At 30.3% G+C, this 25326-nt stretch carries 25 protein-coding genes; 9 read left to right on the forward strand and 16 right to left on the reverse strand.

Going from position 1 to position 25326, the window contains the following annotated elements; translation table 11 throughout:
• The 3 genes from JJE11_RS01535 to JJE11_RS01545 all read left to right on the forward strand — a co-directional run.
• Positions 1–1255, forward strand: a 1255-nt coding sequence (locus tag JJE11_RS01535) for a glycosyl hydrolase family 65 protein (protein ID WP_291632487.1), incomplete at its 5' end; no start/stop codon positions are given.
• 163 nt (positions 1256–1418) lie between these two features.
• The gene (locus JJE11_RS01540; RefSeq protein ID WP_291632488.1) at positions 1419–1877 is read left to right on the forward strand and encodes a hypothetical protein; all 459 of its coding nucleotides are present in this window, start codon (positions 1419–1421) and stop codon (positions 1875–1877) included.
• Between the two features lie 184 nt (positions 1878–2061).
• The gene (locus tag JJE11_RS01545) at positions 2062–2598 is read left to right on the forward strand and encodes a protein kinase (RefSeq protein WP_291632489.1); all 537 of its coding nucleotides are present in this window, start codon (positions 2062–2064) and stop codon (positions 2596–2598) included.
• A gap of 75 nt (positions 2599–2673) precedes the next feature.
• Here the strand turns inward: JJE11_RS01545 and JJE11_RS01550 are convergent, their stop codons facing one another.
• Positions 2674–3153 (reverse strand): hypothetical protein, encoded by a 480-nt coding sequence (locus JJE11_RS01550; protein ID WP_291632490.1) that lies wholly within the window; start codon positions 3151–3153, stop codon positions 2674–2676.
• A gap of 82 nt (positions 3154–3235) precedes the next feature.
• Complete coding sequence (gene cysK, locus JJE11_RS01555; protein WP_366927897.1) at positions 3236–4147, reverse strand: cysteine synthase A; 912 nt, start codon at positions 4145–4147, stop codon at positions 3236–3238.
• Positions 4148–4326: 179 nt separating this feature from the next.
• Between cysK and hutG the strand changes: the two genes are divergently transcribed.
• On the forward strand, positions 4327–5340 hold the full coding sequence (hutG, locus tag JJE11_RS01560) for a formimidoylglutamase (protein WP_291632492.1): 1014 nt from the start codon (positions 4327–4329) through the stop codon (positions 5338–5340).
• Positions 5341–5412: 72 nt separating this feature from the next.
• A complete protein-coding gene (locus JJE11_RS01565) occupies positions 5413–5598 on the forward strand; it encodes a hypothetical protein (protein WP_291632508.1) in 186 nt (61 codons plus the stop codon).
• A gap of 50 nt (positions 5599–5648) precedes the next feature.
• Here JJE11_RS01565 and JJE11_RS01570 read toward each other — a convergent pair whose 3' ends face one another.
• The 14 genes from JJE11_RS01570 to JJE11_RS01635 all read right to left on the reverse strand — a co-directional run bounded on the left by JJE11_RS01570 (position 5649) and on the right by JJE11_RS01635 (position 19409).
• Positions 5649–7658 (reverse strand): YgiQ family radical SAM protein, encoded by a 2010-nt coding sequence (locus JJE11_RS01570; protein ID WP_291632493.1) that lies wholly within the window; start codon positions 7656–7658, stop codon positions 5649–5651.
• A 98-nt stretch (positions 7659–7756) separates the two neighbouring features.
• Positions 7757–8086 (reverse strand): DUF192 domain-containing protein, encoded by a 330-nt coding sequence (locus tag JJE11_RS01575; RefSeq protein ID WP_291632494.1) that lies wholly within the window; start codon positions 8084–8086, stop codon positions 7757–7759.
• Between the two features lie 10 nt (positions 8087–8096).
• Positions 8097–9014 carry a type II secretion system F family protein gene (locus JJE11_RS01580; protein ID WP_291632495.1) on the reverse strand — a complete coding sequence of 306 codons (918 nt, stop codon included), beginning with the start codon at positions 9012–9014 and terminating at the stop codon, positions 8097–8099.
• A gap of 33 nt (positions 9015–9047) precedes the next feature.
• Positions 9048–10010, reverse strand: a complete 963-nt coding sequence (locus JJE11_RS01585; protein ID WP_291632496.1) for a type II secretion system F family protein — start codon at positions 10008–10010, stop codon at positions 9048–9050.
• A gap of 45 nt (positions 10011–10055) precedes the next feature.
• Positions 10056–11384, reverse strand: coding sequence for a CpaF family protein (locus JJE11_RS01590; RefSeq protein WP_291632497.1), 1329 nt, complete (start codon positions 11382–11384; stop codon positions 10056–10058).
• Between the two features lie 10 nt (positions 11385–11394).
• A complete protein-coding gene (locus JJE11_RS01595; protein ID WP_291632498.1) occupies positions 11395–12561 on the reverse strand; it encodes a response regulator in 1167 nt (388 codons plus the stop codon).
• A 10-nt stretch (positions 12562–12571) separates the two neighbouring features.
• On the reverse strand, positions 12572–13549 hold the full coding sequence (gene cpaB / locus JJE11_RS01600; RefSeq protein WP_291632499.1) for a Flp pilus assembly protein CpaB: 978 nt from the start codon (positions 13547–13549) through the stop codon (positions 12572–12574).
• 32 nt (positions 13550–13581) lie between these two features.
• Positions 13582–14493: a TadE/TadG family type IV pilus assembly protein gene (locus JJE11_RS01605; protein WP_291632500.1), complete on the reverse strand. Its 912-nt coding sequence runs from the start codon at positions 14491–14493 to the stop codon at positions 13582–13584.
• Positions 14494–14553: 60 nt separating this feature from the next.
• Positions 14554–14943, reverse strand: coding sequence for a TadE/TadG family type IV pilus assembly protein (locus tag JJE11_RS01610; RefSeq protein ID WP_291632501.1), 390 nt, complete (start codon positions 14941–14943; stop codon positions 14554–14556).
• 127 nt (positions 14944–15070) lie between these two features.
• On the reverse strand, positions 15071–15262 hold the full coding sequence (locus JJE11_RS01615) for a Flp family type IVb pilin (RefSeq protein ID WP_366927898.1): 192 nt from the start codon (positions 15260–15262) through the stop codon (positions 15071–15073).
• Between the two features lie 205 nt (positions 15263–15467).
• The gene (locus tag JJE11_RS01620; protein WP_291632510.1) at positions 15468–16142 is read right to left on the reverse strand and encodes a response regulator transcription factor; all 675 of its coding nucleotides are present in this window, start codon (positions 16140–16142) and stop codon (positions 15468–15470) included.
• On the reverse strand, positions 16123–17304 hold the full coding sequence (locus tag JJE11_RS01625) for a sensor histidine kinase (RefSeq protein WP_291632502.1): 1182 nt from the start codon (positions 17302–17304) through the stop codon (positions 16123–16125). The genes JJE11_RS01620 and JJE11_RS01625 overlap by 20 nt, the downstream gene beginning before the upstream one ends.
• 205 nt (positions 17305–17509) lie before the next feature.
• Positions 17510–18163 carry an A24 family peptidase gene (locus JJE11_RS01630; protein WP_291632503.1) on the reverse strand — a complete coding sequence of 218 codons (654 nt, stop codon included), beginning with the start codon at positions 18161–18163 and terminating at the stop codon, positions 17510–17512.
• Between the two features lie 223 nt (positions 18164–18386).
• Entirely contained in the window at positions 18387–19409 is a 1023-nt protein-coding gene (locus tag JJE11_RS01635) for a DUF1646 family protein (protein WP_291632511.1), read from the reverse strand.
• A 535-nt stretch (positions 19410–19944) separates the two neighbouring features.
• On the opposite strand from JJE11_RS01635, the gene JJE11_RS01640 reads away from it, so the two are divergent.
• From JJE11_RS01640 to JJE11_RS01655, 4 genes are all read left to right on the forward strand, one after another.
• On the forward strand, positions 19945–22074 hold the full coding sequence (locus JJE11_RS01640) for an ATP-binding protein (RefSeq protein ID WP_291632504.1): 2130 nt from the start codon (positions 19945–19947) through the stop codon (positions 22072–22074).
• A gap of 12 nt (positions 22075–22086) precedes the next feature.
• Positions 22087–23445: a sigma-54 dependent transcriptional regulator gene (locus JJE11_RS01645; RefSeq protein ID WP_291632505.1), complete on the forward strand. Its 1359-nt coding sequence runs from the start codon at positions 22087–22089 to the stop codon at positions 23443–23445.
• Positions 23446–23640: 195 nt separating this feature from the next.
• Positions 23641–24858, forward strand: a complete 1218-nt coding sequence (locus tag JJE11_RS01650) for an ammonium transporter (RefSeq protein WP_291632506.1) — start codon at positions 23641–23643, stop codon at positions 24856–24858.
• Positions 24859–25091: 233 nt separating this feature from the next.
• Positions 25092–25326 (forward strand): hypothetical protein (locus JJE11_RS01655; RefSeq protein WP_291632507.1); only part of this gene is annotated, 235 nt, incomplete at its 3' end.

The raw sequence follows: 25326 nt of genomic DNA on the forward strand, positions 1-25326 counted from the left end.
TGGAGGCACTTATTGGGATACTGAAGCTTACTGCATTCCCTTCTATCTAAGTACAGCACGAGAAGAAGTATCTAGAAATCTTTTATTATATAGATACAAACAGTTAGATAAAGCCATAGAAAACGCTGAGAAATTAGGTTTTACAAATGGAGCAGCCTTATATCCAATGGTAACAATGAATGGAGAGGAATGTCATAATGAGTGGGAAATAACCTTTGAGGAAATCCATAGAAACGGTGCTATATCTTATGCTACATATAATTATGTAAATTATACTGGCGACAAGTCTTGCTTTGGCGAATTTAGTTTTGAGGTGCTAGTAGCAATATCAAGATTTTGGGCTCAAAGAGCCACTTTCTCAAAAGATAAAAATAAATATGTGATTTTAGGTGTTACTGGACCAAACGAATATGAAAATAATGTAAATAATAACTGGTACACTAATAGAATTGCCTGCTGGACTCTGCAATATACACTTGAGGTTATGAATTATCTAAGTCAAAATGAACCTAAAAGATTAAACGAGCTAAAGAAAAAAGTCAATTTTAAAGATGATGAAATAACTACTTGGAATAATATTACACAAAATATGTACTACCCTTATGATCAGGAACTTGAAATTTTTCTTCAACAAGATGGGTATATGGATAAAGAACAAATTTTAGTTAAAGAACTAGATAAAAAGCATCTACCAATTAATCAAAACTGGTCATGGGATAGAATACTTCGCTCATGCTTTATAAAACAAGCGGATGTACTTCAAGGTATTTATCTATTTGAACAGGAATATGACATTGAAACAATTAAAAGAAATTTTGATTTTTATGAACCTAGAACAGTACATGAGTCTTCCTTGTCCCCTTGCATTCATACTATTTTAGCTGCAAAGATTGGTAGTCATGATAAAGCTTATGAAATGTATTTAAGGACCTCTAGACTTGACCTTGATAATTATAACAATGATACAAAGGATGGCTGTCACACCACTAGTATGGCAGGAACTTGGATGGCAGTAGTTCATGGATTTGGTGGCCTCCGTGTTAATGATAATAAATTAGTTTTAAATACAACCATCCCGGAGCACTGGCGCTCATGTTCCTTTAAAATAATGTTTAGGGGTGCCCTACTAAACATTAAATTTACTGCAAACATCCTTCAAATTCAAAATGAGAATAATATCGCAGTGAACTTATCAGTGCATAAAAAAGATTATATATTAAGTGAAAATAGTTTATTAGAAATTAGAATAGTATAAAATTCGATATATTTTAATTAACCAAAAGCCTAAGCCTATATTTTATATGCTTAGGCTTTTGTTGTTTCTGTTTACTCATACCGATTAATTTGATAAAATAAAATAGGTATACATTATAATCAAGCTAAAAAAACAAAAGAATGTTTTATAAATGGAGGTATTTATGACTTTTAATAATAGCAAAATTAAATCAATATCAGATAGAATTATGAATAGAGCAGTTAAAAGTGGCTTTAATAAGGATCAACTAGAAGATTTTTATGTAGAATCACTATTAAAGCAAACAACTTCTCCTAGAATCAAAGATTTTATTGAATTATCTTATTATAAGGGTATATTTAAAGGCTTTCAGTATTCTGATACCTTAATTAATTTAAATATTGAGCAAAAGAGCACTAATATTTATACTGCTGAACTCGAAAAACAAAATATCAATCTAACTAGAAGATTACAAGCTCTTAATGATATAGTTTTTGAAATCAAAGAACCTACCAAAAATACAGGTAAGTTAATTCAAGATGGGAAAAATTTTCTTTCGTTTAGAAATAAATTTATGAAAAACATAAATAATGCATTAAAAATGGCATGGGATAACAAGAGTTTTCTAGATAAAAATAGTTAATTTGTATAATGCATAATATAAATATTTTAAACTAAATTGCTTTTAAATTAATATTTAGGAAATACTTACAACTCTTTATCATATAATAGAGTAATATAATTATAAAGAAGATGATAATATTAAAGATGACAATATTAAAGCTGACAAAAATTATTTTATTCAATTAAATAGTAAAGTAGAAAAAATGCTTAGAACATCTGAATTTTTAGGTTCTGGTCATAATGGAATAGTTTATTTACTTCCTAACAAAAGAATAATTAAGATTTTCAAAGATAAAAAAATTTGTGAAATCGAATTTAGTATTTTCAATAAAACTAGAAAAAGCAAATATTTCCCCAAAGTTTACGAACATGGAAATTACTACATTGTACGAGATTACGCAAGTGGACAACAGTTAGATAAGTATATAAAGAAGCATGGCATAAATAAGGAAATATCACATAATATTTTGCAACTTATTTTAGAATTCAAGAGGCTTAATTTTCGCAAACTAGATATTAGATGTAAGGACTTGTACTTAAAGGAAGATTTTTCGATTACTGTAATTGATCCTAAAAATAATTATTCTAAAAAGGTGATTTACCCCAGACATCTAATGAAAGGGCTAAACCATCTAGGCGTATTAGATGAATTTTTAGCAGTAGTTTATGATGAAAATCCTGAAATCTATGAATTGTGGAATTTTAGATTTAAACAGTACTTAGAAAAAAATATTAAATAATGAATTTTTTATGCATCAAAATAGTATAAGAGGCTGTAATTCACTAGAATTGCAGCCTCCTATATTGTTTTTTTGTTATAACACATTTAATTCTCTTAACTCATTTAGAAATTGTTGAAAATCTAGGACCCTCGAAGAATCCAATATGATTTTTGCACTTCTGTTTGTTTTTTTATCATCCGTCACAAGGATATAGTCTTTATTCTTTTCGCAAATATCAATTATACCATAGTCATTTATAGAAATTTTATCTCCATTAACAATATATATATTGTTATTCTTTTGATATTTAATAAAATCACTCTGTAGGCGCTCTTGCGTAAAACTAGAATCTTTATCAGTAATAATATGCGCTAATAATTTCAAAAATTTATTTGATAGTATAAAGTCTTTTTTGAATTGTACATACTCTTTTACAGACAGTTCCCCAGCAATATCCTCAGAGATTTTAAAATCAATCCATTCTATATTTTCAATAGTATCAAGCAAGGTAGGATATTTATTCCACACTTTTATAACTATATTAGTATCCAATAAATATTCTTTACAAATCATTGTTCTATCTCCTTTTAGAATTAAATCAATATTAGATTTTTAATAAAAAGATATTTGTATTGTTATTCTCACTTTAAAATTTCTACTGAGCTTCAAATAAATTCATACTAAAGTATCTTTCAGCTCTATCAGGTAGAATAGTCACTATATTTTTATCCATCCCATATTTTTGTGCCATCTTTTCTGCTGCCCATACATTGGCTCCAGCAGAGATTCCAACTAAAGCTCCTGCTACCCTTGCTATTTCCTTAGATGTCTCAATAGCTTCATCATCAGTAACCATTATTATATCATTAATCAATGAAACATCTAATACTTGTGGAATAAATCCATCTCCTATTCCTTGTATTTTATGAAACCCTGGAGAATGACCTAATAAAGCTGAAGAATTTCTTGGTTCTACCGCCACAATAATACATTTTGGATTTTTTTCTTTTAAAAATTTTCCTACTCCTTGAAGGGTTCCTCCACTACCTACACCCGATACGAAAATATCAACATTACTGTCTAATTCATTCCATATTTCAAGCGCAGTTGTATTATAATGAATTAATGGATTATTAATGTTAGTAAATTGATTAGGAACGAAAATATTGGGATTGTTTTTTAATTGCCTTTTAACCTCATCTAAAGCACCTTGAACATTTAATTCCAGGGGGGTTAATATAAGTTCCCCACCGAGTAGCCTTATTGTTTTCTTTCTTTCATCACTCATATTCTCAGGCATTACTATAACAACTTTATAACCCTTTTGAATTCCGACTAAAGTTAGACCTATCCCAGTATTTCCTGAAGTTGCTTCCATTATTGTCATCCCAGGCTTTAATATTCCTTCTTTTTCTGCTTGCTCGATCATAAATTTTGCGATTCTGTCTTTTATGCTTCCACCTGGATTAAGAAATTCAGCTTTAGCAAATATATTTGAACCATATAGTTTTTTTAAACTTATAAGTGGCGTATTTCCAATCAAATTTATAATATTTTTATTATACACTTCAATCACCTACTATTAGTTTTATTAATATTATATTCACTAGTAAATAAATGGTTAACTAATATTATATTATTAAACTTCTTCCTAATTTCACCTTGATAAATGCAAATAATGGCATTATAATTTAGGTAGTAATAATTGTTATTATTATTATTAAAAAGAACTTCAAGGAGGGCAAAATGGTTGATGTAAACTATAAAATTACAGATAAAACTCATTGGCAAGGACGAATTGATAGTGAAAGTAATTTTGATTCCTTTAGATGGCATCAATGGGTGAATTTTATTGATTTAAGAGAAGAAAATTTAATTCCATTCAAAGGGCCTCTAGGATTTGCCTTTATAGGATTTTGTTGTGATGCAGGGGTTAAGCGTAATAAAGGCAGGACTGGCGCTGCTAAAGGGCCTGAAAGTATTCGAAAAGAACTATCTAATCTTCCTTGTCGCTTTACGGAGGAAGTAAAACTTTTTGATGCAGGCAACGTTTTTTGCGAGAATATATCTTTAGAAGAAAGTCAAAATTTACTTTCCAAAGCAATAGAGCAAATTCTAAGCCTAAATCTTTTTCCAATTGTTTTAGGTGGAGGCCATGAAATAGCTTTTGGACATTATAATGGTATATTAAATTATTTAAAGCAAAGTACAACGAGTCCTAATATAGGTATAATAAATTTTGATGCTCATTTTGACCTTAGACCTTATCCGAGTGGCGGTAGCTCAGGAACTATGTTTAGGCAAATAGCAGATATTTGCAGGTCAGAAAATTTAAAATATTCTTACCTATGTATTGGAGTCCAAAAACATAGTAATACTATTGATTTATTTAAAACCGCAGATAAACTTGGGGCTGAGTACATATTAGCAAAAGATATTGTAAATAGTGATAACTTAAATATGTTTGAAAGATTAGATAACTTCATAAAATTTCAAGATGAAATTTACATAACCATATGTTCCGATGTATTTTCATCAGCATTTGCACCTGGTGTAAGTTCATCTCAACCCTTAGGATTAGATCCAGAAAGCGTATTAAAGTTCCTTAGCTATATTTTAAAGTCTAATAAGGTAATCAGTTTTGACATAGCAGAAGTTTCACCAAGGTTTGATCAAGATGAGGTTACTGCAAATTTGGCCTCAGTATTGATTTTCTCAATAGTTAACTCTTTATGTGAAATTCATGGTTTAGACTTATAAACACTAACAAAAATATTAGCAAATCAAAATACAACGGAAGGGGTAGCTGCTATGCAGCTAATAAATAAAACTATGGAAGTACACGTATTTTTAAAAGGTAATAAAGAAGCTGTTATTTATAAAGGTGACAGAATTGATGTTTTAGATTTTGAAATGAACAAAGTTAAGTATAAACAAATTAGATATTTTAGAAAAGGTTTGAGTAAAAGTGAACTAGTCGAAGAAGAAAGTATAAAAAAAATAGTTAAAAAAGAGTAATAATAAATACCTATATCCGCAATATGGATATAGGTATTTATTATTACCTACTATTTTCTTTTTTTGTTTTTAGCTTTATTTTTGTTTTCCTGTCTACTGCTTTGTTTTGGCTTATTTACGGTAGTTATAGGTTTACTTTTCCTTTTGAAGTTTGTATCTGTATGCTTATCTTTAGTGGTACTTTTTACATTTCTTCTATCATCTTTGCCCTTTTGTTGTTTTGGTTTTATGTTTGGGTTATTTGAATTTTCCTTATTTTTGTTCCCCCTTGGTTTTATTAAACACTTTGGTCCAAAGCCTATGAGATCTTCTCTATTTGCTTCTGTTAAAGCAGAGTACACTAAATCGTATTTCATAGGATCTTTATATTGAAGAAGTGCCCTTTGCATTGCTTTTTCATGCTTTGTTTTAGGTATATGAACTTCTTCAAGAGTATTTGGATCAAGACCTGTATAAAACATGGTTGTTGATGGTGTTCCTGGGGTTGGATAAAAATCTTGAACCTGTTCAGGTTGATAATTAGTATCCCTAAGGTATTCTGCTAGCTCTACTGCTGAACTTATGCTGCATCCCGGGTGACTAGACATTAAATAAGGAATAAGATATTGTTTCTTTTCTATTTTCTCAGTAGCCTTGTAAAACTTTTCTCTGAATTTATCATAAGTTTTACCTGCTGGTTTACCCATGTATTTTAAAACTTTATGAGAAACATGCTCCGGTGCAACCTTTAGTTGCCCACTTACATGATGCTTAATAAGTTCATTAAAAAAGGTTTCGTTTTTGTCTGCCATAATATAATCATAACGCAGCCCCGAACGTACAAAAACTTTTTTAATACTTGGTAATTCGCGAAGCTTCCTAAGCACGTTTAAATACTCCATATGATCAACATTTAAATTCTTACATGGTGCTGGATGCAAACATTGCTTATCTTTACAAGCACCTACTTTTAATTGTTTATCACATGCAGGTCGTCTAAAATTAGCAGTAGGCCCACCTACATCATGAATATATCCTTTAAAACCCTTTAATTTTGTAATTTCTATTGCTTCCTCTATTAATGAATTTTCACTTCTACTTTGCACAATTCTACCTTGATGAAAGGTTATGGCGCAGAAAGCACAACTACCAAAACACCCTCTTGAACTAACTAGACTGAACTGAACTTCCTCTATAGCTGGCACGCCACCCAGTTTTTCATAACTAGGGTGATAACTCCTTTGATAAGGCAAACCATAAACAACATCTAATTCTTCTCTAGTAAGTGGCATTTCTGGTTTATTTTGCACAAGATACTTATTAGTATGCTTTTGCACTATAACTCCACCACGAATAGGATCTTGTTCATCATATTGTATTTTAAAAGCCTCTGCGTATTTCTTCATATCATTGCAGACTTCCTTATAGGATGCTATTTCAACATGGTCACCTATATTTTCTATGTCCTCAGTTATATAACAAGTTCCAAGCTCCTTTGTAATGTCTTTTATATCTATACCTTCATTTAATTTATTTGCAACGTTAACAACTTGTTTTTCCCCCATACCAAATATTAGAAGATCTGCCCCACTATCGATTAGCATTGACTTTCTTACCTTATCACTCCAATAATCATAATGCGCAAACCGTCTTAAACTTGCTTCTATTCCTCCAATAATAATAGGAATACCTTTATATGCTTCTCTTAATTTATTACAGTAAACTATTGTTGCTCTGTCCGGTCTTAAGCCCATCTTTGAACCAGGAGAGTACAGATCTTTTTCTCTCATTTTCTTGCTTACAGTATAATGATTAACCATAGAATCCATATTACCAGAATTAACTAAGAATCCTAGTCTAGGTTTGCCGAGTTTCTTAAAGTCTTCTGTATCCTTCCAATCAGGTTGAGCGATTATTCCTACTTTATAGCCTTCACTTTCTAGAACCCTTGAAATAATTGCCGTTCCAAAACTATGATGATCTACATAGGCATCACCAGTAACTATAATAAAATCTAATTCGGTCCAACCTCTATCTATAATATCACTCTTACTAATAGGTAAATATTTGTTATCCTTCATTATTTCCACCTTCTTTTGCTTTAATCATAAATTCCAATATCTAATTTAGAATACAATTATAGCATTCTTTATGATTTAATTCTTTGAAAATAATAAATTCAACAAATTTCAAGGATATCTCCTTCTTTAATCTTATTAAAAGCACCTTCTTTTGATTCTATGACAATTTTAGCTCCCCTTACCTTAGTAATAACTTTTCCTGGTTTTAAATTTTCTGTTTTTTTAATAACCTTCATTTGTTCATTAAGAAACAAAACATCAATATTAAACTTCATAGAAAATGTATGGATACTATTACAGGGCTTTAGCAGAATAGCATCATGATGAGGTTTCTTTCTAAACATATAGCCCAATAGCCTTTTAGTATACGAATCAGCTATGAATACATCAATAATAGCTTCGTCCCTATATCTTAATACTTTAATCATATTATCACCTCTAGAACATTTTTAAAACTCTAATAAAAGTTGGACCTAAAATTATAATAAATATTGAAGGGAAAATAAAAAATATAAGTGGAAATAACATTTTAATAGGTGCTTTCATAGCTGCCTCTCTCGCAACTTGCTTTCTATGCTCTCTGAGCCCTTCAGACTCAAGTCTTAACACGTGCGAAAGACCAACTCCTAAATCATCAGCTTGAATTAAAGATGTAAGAAGCAATGATAGTTCCTTTACTTCACACCTTTGGTTCATATTTTTAAGTGCTACTTTTCTTTGTATTCCCATACGTATTTCTTTTAGGGTTTTTGCAAATTCATCACATAACTCTCCACTTATATTTGCAATAACCCTGGCCATGGCACCATCAAAAGATAATCCAGCTTCAACGCTTACTGTAATTAAATCCAGCGTATAAGGTAATTCCCTTACAATCGTTTTTTTCCTTATACTTATTTTTTTTGAAAGGTAGAAATTAAAAACTGTGCTTATAAGTAGCATAATTAGTAATGCAATAAGTAATGCCTTAAAAAAATTAGCTTCAACTTTATAACTTAGAAACCCAGATAGGATTGAAAAAATTAGCATTATCATAATTCTAATATATAACCAATTCTCAGGGGTATTATTTTTTAATAATCCTGCCTTTTCTAACTTTTTCTTAAGCAATGTTATTTTTTTATTTGGAGTTGCTTTAATGATAAATTGTATTATCATTTTATAAAAAGGCATAAGTGCCCTTTGTGAAAAAGATCTTTTTGCGATTTCTGATCTATCATCAATATCAGTATCAATATTTTTAACTTGTTTTATTCTAGATCCAATTGTCAACTTACTTTTATTTAGTATAAGCATAGTTCCATAAAAAAACATAAATATAATTATAAAACAGATAAATACTATAATATATAGCATATGTTATCACCTCAACCATTTTTTTGTATTTTACTACATATCAATTCTAATAATTTTCTTAATAATAAAGAAACCTATTATTTGACTTAAAACTGCAGTGACTACCATTGCTAACCCAATTGAGGTAGTAAACAAAAGCATAATATACTCTTTATTAGTGAAATAAATGGTAATACCTATGAAAACAGGAATAAGCATTACAACAATTGCTGATAGTCTACCTTGAGCAGTTAGTGTTTTAAGTTCATTCTGAATCTTTTGCCTCTCTCTTATAGTACTCGAGATATTATCCAATATCTCTGATAAGTTTCCTCCTATATCCTTCTGAATTAAAATAGCATTTACTATTAGCCTAAGATCTTCCGATTCCATTCTATTTAGCATATTATTTAATGCTATATCTTCTGAAATACCTAAACTCATTTCCTTCAGTAGTTTCTTAAATTCTTTAGCAAAAGGATTCTTTGTCTCTTCAGATACTGCTGCAATGGCTTGTAAAAAAGAATAACCTGCTTTAAGTGAGTTTGAGATAATCATTGTGCCTTCATTTAATTGTTCATTAAAAATCTTAACTCTTTCTTTTTTTCTATGGGATATAAGGATGTTGGGTAGGTTCCAAATTAGAATAAATAAGAAAAGCACAATAACAAAATCTTTTGAAAATGCATATGCTAAAAGAGCGAAAATTGTTGATGTAAGCATTTTTATTATTAATAGTTCTTCTACTGTAATAGGTATATCGCTTTTTATTAGTTCTAATTCTAATTTTTTATCATGTTTCTCATTTAATTTAATATTGGGAATTAGATTTGATAATATTCTCAAAGGGGTTATTTTAATCTTCTTCACACTTTCAATTTTTTCTTTTAATTCATAATTTTCCTCAAAGTATTTTAGTTTATCAATGGGCTTTTCCTTATAAAATATAGTTAGTAGCAAAGCACATATCAATGACCAAACTAAGAAAAAAATAAGAAACATTATAATATATATCATTTTCATCACATCCACTTTATATTTTTAGTGAAGAAGTAGACTTCATTAGATAAAGATGCCCCCTGGTATATTAATACCTCTTTCTTTGAATTTTTCCAAAAATTTAGGCATTACACCTGTAAATATATATTCTCCTTTTACTTTCCCCTTATTATCTAATCCCTTTTGTTCAAATCTAAATATATCCTGTAGGGTTATAACGTCTCCTTCCATACCTTGAACTTCTGTTATATGGGTTATTCTTCTACTACCGTCCATAAGTCTTGACTGTTGGATAATTAAGTCAATAGCTGATGCTGTTTGATCTCTAATTGCTTTAATAGGCAGATTCATTCCTGACATAAGTACCATAGTTTCCAGTCTTGATAACATGTCTCTTGGGGAGTTTGCATGCCCAGTTGTTAATGAGCCATCATGACCAGTATTCATGGCTTGAAGCATATCTAAGGTTTCCCCTGAACGTACTTCCCCTATTATTATTCTGTCGGGTCTCATTCTTAGACTATTTTTAACTAAGTCTCTTATATTAACTTCCCCTTTACCTTCAATGTTAGAAGGCCTTGTCTCAAGTCTCACAACATGTATTTGTGAAAGTTGTAGTTCTGCCGCATCTTCAATAGTAACAATACGTTCTGATTCAGGAATAAACGACGAAAGTACATTTAAAGTGGTGGTTTTTCCACTGCCAGTCCCACCTGATACGACAATATTTAAACGAGCTTCAACGCAATATTTAAGGAGTTCTGCCATCTTTGAGCTAAGAGTTCCGAAATTTATTAAATCTTCTACTTTAAAAGGGTCTTCAGCAAACTTTCTTATGGTAATTGAAGGTCCGTCAATAGCTAGTGGTGGTATTATAGCATTTACTCTAGAACCATTGGGTAGTCTCGCATCAACCATAGGAGAGCTTTCATCTATTCTTCTTCCAATAGGAGCTACGATTTTTTTAATAACATGCATAACATGATTATCATTTTTAAATTTAGCATCAGTAAGCACTAGTTTTCCGTCCCGCTCAACATAAACGTGATTTGGCCCATTAACCATAATCTCAGTTACACTTTTATCCGAAAGTAAGGCCGTAATAGGGCCAAAGCCAATAATTTCATCCAATAGTTCTTCTTTTATTTTTTTCTTTTGATTTGTTGTCATGTTCAGAGATTCTTGTTCTATATGTTTCATAACAATAAAATTTATTTCTTCTCTTAATTCCTGATTTTGATCCGATATATCATTAAAATCTATATCTAGTTCTTCTATCACTCTATTTTGTATTTTTGTTTTCAACTCAAAATAAGGATCTGCTTCTTTTTCGTCAAGCTTATTACATTTTTTATCTACATTTATCTCTTCTAATCTCTTTATAAGGGACATACCATCACCTCTACATTGCTAAGTCTTTACACATTATAGCAATAGCTTTTCCTATTTTGAGCTTATCATATTTTGGACTATCACAGAAGGGTTGTCCTTTATTAACTGAAATACTAACTGTATTTTGCTCTTCTGGTATCATAGCATAAATACCATCTTTAAATGCTCCGTCTGCGTCAAGCTTGCTTATTCCATATTTAGTAGTAAAATTATTAATAATTAATTTTACTTTATTATTATCATATCCAAGGGATTGCATAACTCCTAGACCTAATTTAGTATTTTTTAGAGCAACGATTTCCATGGTTGCAACAAATAGTACTATTTCTGAAAGATCTAAAATGTAAAGCGTGGTATCATTAAAGTTAATGCCTGTATCAATTATAATCACATCATACTGTTTGATCAAAATTTTCATGATTTTTTCGATACTATCTTTCCCAATATACTCTGCTGCTTCGGGCTTTGTTGGAGCAAAAAGGATATGAAGATTTTCATTAAATTCATGTAAATAAGGTTTTATGTTTTCATAGGATTCTAATTGTCCATCCTCTATAACATCAAGAATGGTCTTTTGTTCATATTGATTCACGAGCATTGATATATCTCCAAATTGTAAATCTAAATCAATTAGGAGAGTTTTTTTATTGTGCACTTTACTTAGTGTCACCGCACTATTTAGTGCTAAAACAGATTTCCCTACTCCCCCTTTAGAACTAAAAAAAGTTATGATTTTTGCATTACTCTGCTTCGCATTAGTCTTCCCTTCACCAAAGTAAGATCCATTCATAACCTTATCTTTATATTTTTCATAGGTAGTTGTTATAGTGTTAACAAGAACCTCATAGTTAAAAGGCTTAATAATGTATTCTTTTGCTCCATGGAACATAGCTTTTTTAAGATATTCACTTTCAGCTTGAACGGACATAATAATTACTGTAACAGCGGGAAATAGATTTGTGATCTTCTCTGTAGCTTCAAGACCATTAAGTACAGGCATATTAATATCCATTAATACAATATCTGGCTTTACCTTCGGAATTAGTTTCAAAACTTCTTCCCCATTGCTCGCTTCACCAACAATTTCAAAAAATTCATTTTCTAGATTCAAAATTTTCTTTATTACATTTCTGGTTTCTTCTATATCATCTGCAATTAGTATTTTAATTTTGCTCATAATTTCACCCCTATTTCTCTAGTACCGGGATTTTAATGCTTGTTCCAGTTTTAATTAGATTTTCTGTTTCAATTCCATTAGCTTGCTTTATTAAGTCATATTTTTTTGGATCTCCATAAAAAGCTGTACTTATTTTTCTTAGAGTGTCGCCTTGTAATATAATATAATAAACATATTTGTCATACTTAGAATCACTTGAATTTACTTTATCTACTTCAACTGGTTTAGTATTCGGTTCTGACAATAAATTTTTAATTCCTTTAGAATTATCTAGAACAAGATCTTGCCAATTAGCACCTTCTGTTTCTTGAATAGAATCTGCTTTTAAAGGTCGTAAAATTAATTTTAACTTACCAGTATCTTCTGCTAGCGTAAGTTTTTCTATATCTAAAGCTGGCACAGACAATGTCACTAAGTAATTGGTAGGTACAACTACTCTTTCTGCATCACCTCTATTAAGCGATTTATCTATTGCAATAACTTTAATATTTTGAAGTAGGATTCTAGACAATTCCTCTCTAATAATTTTTTGACCATCTTTCTTCTCTTCTAAATACACAATTATGTCAACAAAATCTCCTTGTTTAATAAGGTCTGACACTCCTGTACTTCCATTAACATTTATGGAAATTCCTCTATTATTACCTTCTATTTTATAACTCAATTCATTATCAAGTTCATTTATCAACTTATCTTTATGGAACCCTTCATCTTTTAAAATAATGTCTTTAGTGTATTTACCTATAATACTAGAAGACTCCACAATATAATCTTTAAATATCTCGTTGTCAGGAACTGGAATTTCTTTAACCATTTTTTTTACTATTATCGTTCTTGGTGGTATTGTTTCAGCAGCAACTAAAACAGTTCTTTCTTTAACCGCTATATCTGGTGTTTTTAGAGATTGCAAATATACAAAAATAAAGATGCTACTTACCACTGCCAATATGAATGATACTAAAATTAGTCTTTTCCCTGTATTTTTCATAGAAACACCGCCCATACTTCTAATATTTAGTCCTATTTTACGAGTTTTGCTCCATATGCTCCAGTATCACTTAAAGTCATATCAATCTCGCCATTTGTTACATATTTAATAAAACGTCCTTGAATTTCCATATTCCCTTTCTCTTTCCCGGTGTCTTTAATTACGTTTTCCACATAAAATTCTCCAAAACCTACTACTTCTATTTCATCGCTTCCATTAACGTTTATTAGTGATTGTACTATTGGCATTGTCCATAATCTAATAGAACCTCTCTGGAAATTATCAAAACTGCTAACTTCTGAACTAATGTATTCTATAATTTCTTTAGTAGGACCAACCATGACACCGGTTTTCGTATATATCATATCCCCTACAGTTATAGTGCCACTAAAACCATAAATTGCATTTGACTTGAATTCACTTGCGCCGTCATGATCTTTCAATGCAACTGCACCATAATTTCCACAATAGCCATCTCCAGCACCAACTTTAAGTGTCACCACATCACCATAAGAAAAGTCATATTTTTCAACTGCAAAGGGTCTAATACCACCTGTTACAGATTTTATAGGGGCTATAATTGCTTTTGTACTTGCATTTACATTACTACTATCTATTCCAATTATAGGTGCAAAAAAGTGATTTACAGTTTTTATACCAACCATCTGAATACTTTTTTTATCATCACTTATGGTAATCGTAACTTTGCTTGGATCAACATTATTCTTTTGGAGATATTCTATAGCAACATTTTCTGCTTTAGTGGCATCTGAAGGTAATTCTAGAATGGCCGCTAGGACTGCTGAATCAATAGCATTAGATAATTTTACTTTTTCAACATAAATTAGACCAATATCTACTACATAAGCTGTAAAACCCAAAATCACCGTAAAAGCTAAACATAATATAATAGCGACATTTCCTTTATTATTTAATTTTCGCATTAAATCATCTCCTGTGGAGCCGAGTATTAACGACTTTTAAAATGTCGCTAAACTCACCACTCATTCTATCCTCATGGATGTTTGCGCTTTTAATACAACCACATTGTTAAGGATATTACTTATTATAGGAATAATTACCTGGTAATTATATATAATCTCTACTGTAAGGGTATCACCTGATTGTCTACTTCCTTCTACTGGCGTTATGTTTACTACTAAATTTGCAGTATCTAAATTTGGGGAACTGTTGTTAATCAATTCTTCAATCTCTATATTAGAACCAGCTACTATCCCAAGTCTAGCACCTTCTCTAGCTGAATTATTGATGGTCAGATATGAATTTAACATTAAACCAAATTCTAAAATACCCATTAATAGTAACAATATTATAGGTAGTAAAATGGCAAACTCCACGAGGGATTGTCCTTTTTCATTTCTTAAACTTTTCATACTAATCACCTCTGTTATGTTAGAGATTTGAGAGTTGAAATGTGGAATTGTGTGTTTTAGTTTGGGACAATAGTAAAAATCAATCTAACTCTCAATTCTCCACTGAAAATGATACTTCACTTATTTATTATGGCGTTGACGTTGGTGTTAGGGCAGCAACGATTGCGTTGAACTTCGCTAGAACTTCTGTTCCGACTGAGGTTAGTGCAACTATTGCAACTATTGAAATAAGTCCTGCTAATAATGCATATTCAACCATACCCTGCCCTTCTTCATTTTTAACCTTTGATGATACATAATTAATTAAGTTCATTAACATAATAATTCCTCCTCTAATTTGGTATATTGGATTTGTTTCAACTTTCTTTCTTTTATTGATTTTATTATATTACTAAATAGAGACACATATAAGATACTAAAAGTCACATTCTATAGGTGTAAAAGTCAATAAAAAATAGGGACCTTTGTCCCTATTTTTTATAGAGAAAAGTCCCACGTTAAATTTGAAAATAAAATCTCTACAATTAGTCTTGAAACTTAGCTTCATAATACTGCTGAATGTGCTGATCTAGTGCATAGATAGTGGCCTGAACACGATCATGTGCTTTTATCTTCTTAAACAAGTTTGTTGCGTAGTTCTTCACTGTTTTTTCTGATAAAAACAGACGTTCACCTATATCTTTGTTACTTAACCCTTTGGAAATATATAATAAAACTTCAAGTTCCCTTTTTGTAAGGAAATCTAAAATACACTCTTCTTTTTTATCTTTACTTTTAAAGCCGGAGAATAGAACAGAAACGAGTGATTTATCAATATATTTATTTCCTAAATATACTGTTCTAATGGCCTCTACAATTTCTGTTCCTGCAGAATCTTTAAGTACATATCCATCTGCGCCCTTATCAATAGCATTTAGAATAAAAGTCCTGTCATTTTCAACTGTAAGCATTATTACTTTTATAGTCTTTGATCCTTCCTTTGCCCTTTGTAGCACTTCAAGACCATCCATTAAAGGCATTTTCATATCTAATAATATGACATCAGGTTCACATATATTTAACATAGTAAGAACTTTCTCACCATTTTCAGCTTCACCAACGATAATTATGTCTTCCTCGAAACTAATTATTCTCTTTAATCCTTGTCTAATAAGATCATGGTCATCTGCTATTAATACTTTAATTCCCTCTTTTTTCATCACTTATCACCTCCCGATTAACTGGAAGCACAACATTATAAACCGTACCTGCCCCCTTTGAAGATTCTATATGAATTTGACCTTGTAATTGGTTTACTCGATCAAATATGCCAATAAGTCCATAAGAAGTTCCTTTGGTTTTTACTCTTTTTAAGGTTTCTTCCACATCAAAGCCAATACCATCATCTGATATAAGAAGTCTTAAATATTTTGTACCAAAATCTAATTTAACCTCTACATGTTTTGCCTTTGAGTGTTTTTTTATATTATTGAACAGTTCTTGAACAATACGAAATACCGCTACTTGAATAATAGATTCGACCTCTGTCTGTAGCGGTTTCAATTTTAACTTGATATCTATATTAAAATCATCTGAAATGGATTTTACAGCTTGCTCAATGGTTTTGTTTAACCCTAAATCATCCAGTGTCATAGGTCTTAAATCAAAAATAATACTCCTAACTTCTTTTAACGCCACTTTTACACTTTCTTTTAAATCAGATAATTCTTTTAATCCTTCATTAAAATCCTTTTCAATAACTTTTTTACAAATATCTGCTTTCATGATAATATTAGCAATATGTTGTGCAGGTCCATCATGAATATCCCTAGATATTCTTTTACGCTCATTTTCCTGTGCTTCTAATATTTTTATTCCTATAAACATATCAGAACTCTTGTCAGCTCCTTCTAAAACTGAAAGAATATCACCCTCTAAATATGACATAGCAATACTTATCTGATTAACTACTTTTTCAGAATTATCTATGTTTTTTATAGATTTTTTTAATAATATTTCAAGTGTATCTCTTCTAACTCTAAGTTGCTTCTCTTCATTTTGCTTCATAATGAACTTTACTCTAATATCCGAAGCTTTTTCATATACAGTTTTAATTTCTTCCTCATCATATGAGTTAAACTTCTTTGAAACCTCAACTAATTTTTTACGCATAAGTTTATCCTGTACTTCAAGAGCATCAACTTCATTAATAACTTTATCTATGCTTACTCTAATTCCCATAAGCTCTTCTTTTAGATTTTCGTACTCTACTCTTACATTATCAACTATTTCAAGAATTTGTTCTCGACTATTACTTATCTGATGAATTATCTTTTTTATAATTTCATTAACGTGTCCAATATCTATGCTTAGATTATTCATTAGTTATCACCTACTTTTATTATTTTGATAAAAATAAGTACATATTTACATTTGTATACTTATAGTATTTATAAAATCCAAAGTTAATAAACTTTTTATCCATAATACATATATCGTCTAATATCTTAATTTCCTAAGAGAAATTTACACTTTCAGTACAAATTTATTTTTTTTGTCATTATTAAATTGAAATTTTCATAATAATTCACTGTTGTAAAAGAAAAGCAATAAAGCTACCTAAAGCTAAAAATGGGCCGAAAGGTATATAATCTTTTCTCTTTTTTATTTTGAAAAGCAATAATAATATACTTATAATAGAAGCTATAATAAAAGCTAAAAGCAGAGCAAATAAAGCTCCTTTTGGTCCTAAAAATATCCCAAGCACAAACATCAATTTAATGTCTCCTCCACCAAGCGAGCCAGGTACAAGTGCTAAGAGAAGCATCAGTCCTCCTCCAAGTAACATTCCACCAACTGCACTCATAAACGAAATATTATCTATAAATGAAAAAAGAACACCAATAACTAATGTGAAAATAATTATTTTATTGGGAATGATTTGATGCTCAATATCAATAAAAGAAACAACAATTAGTATAGAATTTAACACTAAGGCTTGAACAAAAATAACGTTTAGCCCAATTTGTAAAAAAGAAATTAAAAATGATAATCCACTAATTAAAATCACTATAATATCACTAGTTGTAAATTCAGTAAACCTTTTGATTTTTTTTGAACCCATTATATTAATATAGTTCTTTGTATTCTCTTTTATTACAACTAAATAGGAAATTTTTTTTATAACTATACATAAAAAAAATCCAGTCACAAGACCTCCGAAAAAAAACACTATAGCCATATTTGCCCCCCCCTTATACCATTCAGAAACTTGATATTCTTATGCCTTTAATATTTACATACCAATCTTAGTAGTATTTTCAAATAAAAAAATAGTATATAAAATTTATTATATACTACTTCATCTATTTAGTGTCATGAAAATAAATAACAAGTCAATTATACGACGGATATTTACCTGAATGTCCCTTATTCGACTTGAAAAATAATATGCGAAAGTACTGTTACATAACAAATAAAATTATATAATATCCTCCCATAATACTTAATCCCAAAGGTAATCCAAAACTCATCCATTCGGAACTCTTTATCTTAAGTTTTCCTGCTGCAATGATATTAGGAATATTTCCTGGAATCATCATTCCTCCGCTTATAAGCAATCCAATAATTATTGAGTTTATTTGATTTGTGCTCATCTTTGTACTTATTTCTGCTGCCGCAAGTGTTGCATTATCAAGAACAGCAGAGGACATATTAATCCAATACAAAAAATCGCTATTTAATTGTATGATATAGGTGTCTACTATAGGTCTAAAACCTGCGCCAAGCATTTCTAATGCAATAATGAATATATAAATATCAAGTGATTTCAAGAAAATACTTATATTTGATTGCGTTTCAATTTTTAGTTTCATATCATCTAGAGGATCATTGTACTTATTCCCAAATAAAGAACCAAATATTCCCAACATAACCACAGCAGGAATGATATATATCCCAATATGAGTCAGCATATACCAAAAATCCAAATGTAATTTAGTAGCAATGATAGTAGATAAAGGTTCACCAATTGGCGTTAATATGGAACCTAACCCAATGGAAAAACATGTAATTATGGTTATTTTTATTTTATTTTTTTTACTAACTGGAAGCATTTCAATAATTTCCACTAAAAAAAGTGCAGCTATTATCGCTGTTATAATACTTGATATTAGCCCTATAATGACGATCATAAGAAAAACAAATAATCTCAATGGTACACGGGTTAAGATATCCTCTATTATCTTTTGGATATATTTATTTGCATATCTGAACAAAAAACTTCCAATTAAAACAGCACCTGTTATCATGTATAAGAAGTGATCTGTTAAAACCTCTAAAAAGAAATGTACACTATTAGACTTTGAGATAAATATTGCTAAAATACCCATCATAAAAAGAAAAACTTCAATCTTTTCCTCAAATTTTTTTACCGTTAACGGTAATACTAAAATTAATACTAATACTACAAATAAACCAATATACATTTTCACTTCATTCCTCTCTATGCTTAGTTGTTGCTGTCTACTTTACGTATATAGCAAATAGCAATAAATATGCCAAAATTTCTTTTACAAAAAAACAAGTTTATAAGGCATTGATTTTCAATGGTTTATAACTTCACTTTTTTTTAATTTAAATAATAGAATAAAATAAATATAACTCTTTATATGTAAATGCACCAATATGATACAATAAATCGTTTTCATCATTGATTCAATGTATCATTTTAGCACATGTGTACCGCAACGATACAGAATCTTTAATTATATAATGTAGTATTGTATATTATATTTAAAGTTAATCATTATTTTAGCGAAAAGAATTCTTGAAGTTGCTGCTATATTATTTTTACATGTTTTTGTTATGTTTTATATACTGTATCTTTATGGTAGAATTTATTATACTATTAGTATATCTAGAAACTTATTTCTAATAGGAAAAATAATTTTTATAGTTTATATTACATGAATTATTAAATTCAATATGATAAATCGCTTATATAAAAAAAGGATGATGGAAATGAGATTTAAAAAAACTTCTTTACAAATCAAATTGATGATGGTTTTTACAATTCTTGCTGCGGTACTATTTGTAAGTGTTGGTTTCTTGTTTTTCAAAAGTACTAAACAAGCTATTAATTTTTCGAAAGAAAAAGAATTTATTACCTTAGCCGAAGAAACCTCAAATAAAATTGAAAGATATATGTTCGAGCGATATGGAGATATTCAAGTTATGGCAACTTCTCCCCTATTAAAAAAGGGTCAGATAAAAAAAGATGTAAAGCTTAAATATTTGAATAGTGTAAGAAATGCTTATAAGGCATATGATTATATTTTTATAACTGATGCCGATTATAATATAGAAGTATTTTCTGGAGAACCTCAGACCGATATTGCTTACAAAAAATTCTTACCTGAAGTTTTAAAAGGTACAAATTTCGTATCTGATTTTACATATTTCCCTGATACCAAATCCTATGGAGTATATTTTGCCTCTCCAATAATAGATGAAAACCATAAAATTACTGGGGCAGTCGTTGAAAGAATGAATTTTAATGCAATTTCTGACATTGTTAAAAATGTACGATTAGGTAGTAAGGGTTATGCTTATATTGTAGATAACCAAGGTAGTAGTATTTTTGCGCCCTCAAATAATTTAATAAATACAGACAGCTTAGCTGATAAAAGTAATAAAACATACTATACGGTACATGCTAAGATACAATATTTTTCTGCTTACTCACCTATAAGCAAATACAAAAGCCAAATAAACACTTGGAATATAGTAGTAGAGGAGCCTGTAGCTGAAGCTTTTCAAGTCACCTACAGCCTTAGAAATTATACAATTGTAATTGTGATTTCTTCTGTGTTAATTGTATTTGTTCTAGTATCACTTTTATTAATGAAAATTACCAAGCCATTTAAGACATTAGTAAAACAAACTCAAAATATTGCCGAAGGAGACATTGGCAAAAATATCAACATTGAAAGTGGTGACGAAATAGGAAGTCTGGCAGAATCTTTTAACATGGTTTTGGATAATCTTAAGGCTATGATGCAACAGATAATACAAATTTCTGGTGAAGCGGCTTCCCTTGCTGAAATAAGACAGTACACGGGTGAATTTTTTAAAAATATTCCAAACGCAATAATCACCATGGATAACATGGCTAAAATTACTAGTTTTAACAATGAAGCGAGCAATATAACTGGTATAATTGAAAATGATATTTTGGATAAGACTGTTACAGATTCCATTGATAATAGTTTGCTTCCAATTATTAAATTACTAATTCACGGACTTGAAAAAGATATAATATATATTAAGCATATAATAAAAATTAAAAGTATTATGGGAATTGAAACTCCTATAATGATCAACACTTCACTACAGAAAGATGTAAATGGAAAAACACTTGGGGTAATTGGAGTTTTCCGAAGTGTAGAAGAAATAAAACATTTAGAAGAAAGTTTACTCCGGGCTAAGAATTTAGAGTCATTAGGTGCTTTATCTGCCGGTATGGCCCATGAACTTCGAAATCCTCTCACATCCATAAAAGGGTATGCACAGTATATAAAGTTAGAGCTTGGTGACTCTAGTGCACTTAATGAAGACATTTCAATTATAATTGGGGAAGTGGATAGGTTAAATAATATTATTGATAGATTTTTGGACTTTGCGTTACCCAAGAAATTAAATCTTGAATTATGCAATATTAATGAAGTTCTAACCCTTGTGGTAAAGCTTATAAGTAAAGAAATGCTCCCTAAAAATGTAGATATAGTAATGGATATTTCTAATGTGCCTGATATGTGTTTTGATTTTGAACAAATAGAACAAGTTGTATTAAATATTTCTATAAATGCTCTTCAGGCAATGCCGAATGGTGGAACCTTAACATTCCACTCAGTTTTTCTAGAATCATCTAATATAATAGAAGTGACGCTTCAAGATACAGGGGTTGGAATTTGTGATGGTAATGAGGATAAAATATTTGAACCTTTCTTCACAACAAAAAACAAAGGAACAGGACTCGGTCTTGCAATTTGCTCTAGAATAGTTGAAAATCATAAAGGAGTAATAGAAGTTTTAAGTACGACCGCAGTAGGCACTAACTTCACAATAAAGCTGCCCGTACTTCAAAGATAGGATGGTGATTTTATGTCAAAATACTCTATATTAATAGTAGATGATGAAGAAAATGTCAGAAGACTCTTACAGAAGATTTTTATAAAAGAAAATTACATAACTCATATTGCGTCTAATGCGGATGAGGCTTTACATATTATAGACACATTTCAAGTTGATGTGGTTATCACAGATATTAAAATGCCTGGCATTAGTGGAATAGAACTCCTTACTAAAATAAGAGAGATAGATACTGCGATTCAAGTAATTGTGATTACGGCCTTTGCAACATTAGATACAGCAATTGATGCTTTAAAAATGGGTGCTAAGGATTACATTACAAAACCCTTTAACCTAGAAGATATTGTACTCTCAGTAAAAAAAATAATCCAAAGTATTGATAATACAGATATTATAGATTCACATTCAACAACTAATGTGGATAATATTCATAAATCTTTATGGAGTGAAAGTACCTCTATGAGAAAAATTATAGATATGATATCCTGCGTTGCTGATACAAAATCTACGGTTATGATATATGGTGAAACTGGAACTGGGAAAGAACTAGCTGCGCATTCGCTTCATTATCTCAGTTCAAGAAAAGATAAACCTTTTATTAAAGTTAATTGTGCAGCTATACCTGATTCTCTTTTAGATAGCGAACTTTTTGGATACGATAAAGGCGCCTTTACAGGGGCAGCCGTCAAAAAACCCGGTAAATTCGAGCTTGCAAATGGGGGTTCAATTTTTCTGGATGAAATAGGAGATATTTCTCCTAATGAGCAAGTTAAACTACTTAGAGTGATTCAAGAGAGAGAAATTGAACATTTAGGCGGAATAAAGTCCATTAAAATTGATGTGAGAATTATTGCAGCCACAAATAAAAATCTTGAAGAACTAGTAAAGAAAAAACTATTTAGAGAAGATTTATACTATAGATTAAATGTGGTTCCAATAAATTTACCTCCACTAAGAGAACGGAAAGAAGATATATTAATGCTTGCTAATAATTTTTTAAGTAAAGCTTCAGTAATATCTGGTAGAGAAAAAAAACAAATAACTGAAGATGCATTAAAATATCTAATTAATTTTAATTGGCCTGGTAATATAAGAGAATTAGAAAACATTATAGAAAGATGCGTTGTGGTAACCTCAAAACAAATAATAACTGAAAATGACCTGCCATCATATATCACTAATTACAATTCATTAAGTTCTATTGATAAGCAGTATTACCCACTTGATACTGTAATAGATCATGCAGAGAAAGAAGTGTTAATTAGAGCACTAAAACAATGCAAAGGAAATAGAACAAAAGCTTCAGTATTATTAGGTATAAGTCGAAGATCTCTTCACAGAAAGATACTAAAATATACTATAGAAGATTGATTTGGAAATGAGACTATTTTGTCGCTACTGCGCAAAATAGTCTCATCTTTTTTTGTCTCAATTTACCATATTAACGTGATGACCTCATCTAAACCCTTGAAATACAAGGAATAAAATACAACAAAGATGATCATAATATGGCACAGATGTTGCTCTGTATAAAATAAAATACTATTTTGACAGGAGGAATTTTATATGTCACAAATTAATTCAGGCGATACCGCTTTTGTCCTTTTAAGTGCAGCACTTGTTTGTCTTATGACACCAGGGCTTGCATTTTTTTATGGTGGATTGGTAAGAAAAAAGAATGTTCTAACAATTATGATGCAAAGTTTTATTTCCATGGGTGTAGTTTCCGTTATATGGATTTTTGGTGGATTTAGTTTAGCCTTTGGTCCAGATATTCATGGTATTATAGGTAATCTTAAGTATTTTGGGCTACAAGGAGTTGGAATTACTCCCAATCCTTCATACGGACCAACTATACCATTCTTAACATTTTGTACTTATCAACAGATGTTTGCTATTATAACCCCGGCTCTAATTACGGGTGCTTTTGCAGATAGAATAAATTTTAAAAGTTATTTAAAATTTCTGGTAATTTGGACTATTCTAATATATATCCCACTTTGCCATTGGATTTGGGGAGGCGGATTCCTACAGAAACTAGGCGTTGTTGATTTTGCTGGTGGAATAGTTGTTCATGTTAGTGCAGGAATGGCAGCCCTTGCTTCAGTGTTCTTTGTAGGAAAGAGAAAGTTTTCAGTTGGAGAGAAAATGACTCCACATAATATTGCCTTTGTTGCTTTAGGTACGGGGCTTCTTTGGTTTGGATGGTTTGGATTTAATGGTGGAAGTGCACTAGCTGCGAATGGTATTGCAGCTACAGCTTTTATAAACACTGATATCGCTGGTTCCATAGCTATGGTAACTTGGCTATTTATATCATGGAAATTTGAAAAGAAACCAACTATAATAGGCGTTCTTACTGGAGCAGTTGCAGGCCTTGCAACCATAACTCCAGCTGCAGGTTATGTAAGACCTTGGGCTGCAGTTATTATTGGAATATTAGCTTCTGTAGTGTGTTATTTAGCAGTTGAGTTTAGAAAAAAATTAAAATGGGATGATGCTTTAGATGTTTGGGGCGTTCACGGTGTTGGTGGTATCCTTGGTTCCATTCTAGTTGGTGTCTTTGCTGAATCACAGGTTAATGGAGTAAACGGTTTAATATTTGGAGACACTCGCCAATTCTTTATTCAACTATTTGCTGTAATATTTACTGCACTATATGCTTTTGGTGTTACCTTTCTAATTTTAAAATTATTGAATCATTTTGAGCCAGTAAGAGTTAGCGAAGATGACGAACTTAGAGGTCTTGATAGTTCACTACATGGTGAAAATGCATATGAATAGTTTGAATTTTAAATATATTATAACAAATATGTTCCGTTAGATTACAATTAAGTGTAGTATAAAATTAACCAATATAAATCTGATTTTCAGATGTTATATTGGTTTAATTTTTTTACTAATAACATTTATTATATATTTACATATAATAAAATTATAATGATTCTTTTTTGAGAAAACCACATATTCCATCCGAATATTACATTTATTGAAAATAATCATAAAGGAGAAGATATATGAAGAGTTCAACTAATAATGTAGAAATTAATACTATAGAATTAAATGAAGAAGCAGTGACAGGCAGCGGTGGAGATATTCAGCAAGATTTCAAAGTTAATATTCATAATGGTGAAGGCTTTTATGATACTGGGGTCATCAATACATTTTGGTCAAGCTTAATTATTACAGCTGAAATTTTTAAGCCTCAAGATGGAAGTTGGAATATTATAATTCGAGATAAAGCAAAGAAAA

The organism is Clostridium sp. (assembly GCF_016650095.1).
Classification (GTDB): Bacteria; Bacillota; Clostridia; order Clostridiales; family Clostridiaceae; genus Clostridium_AD.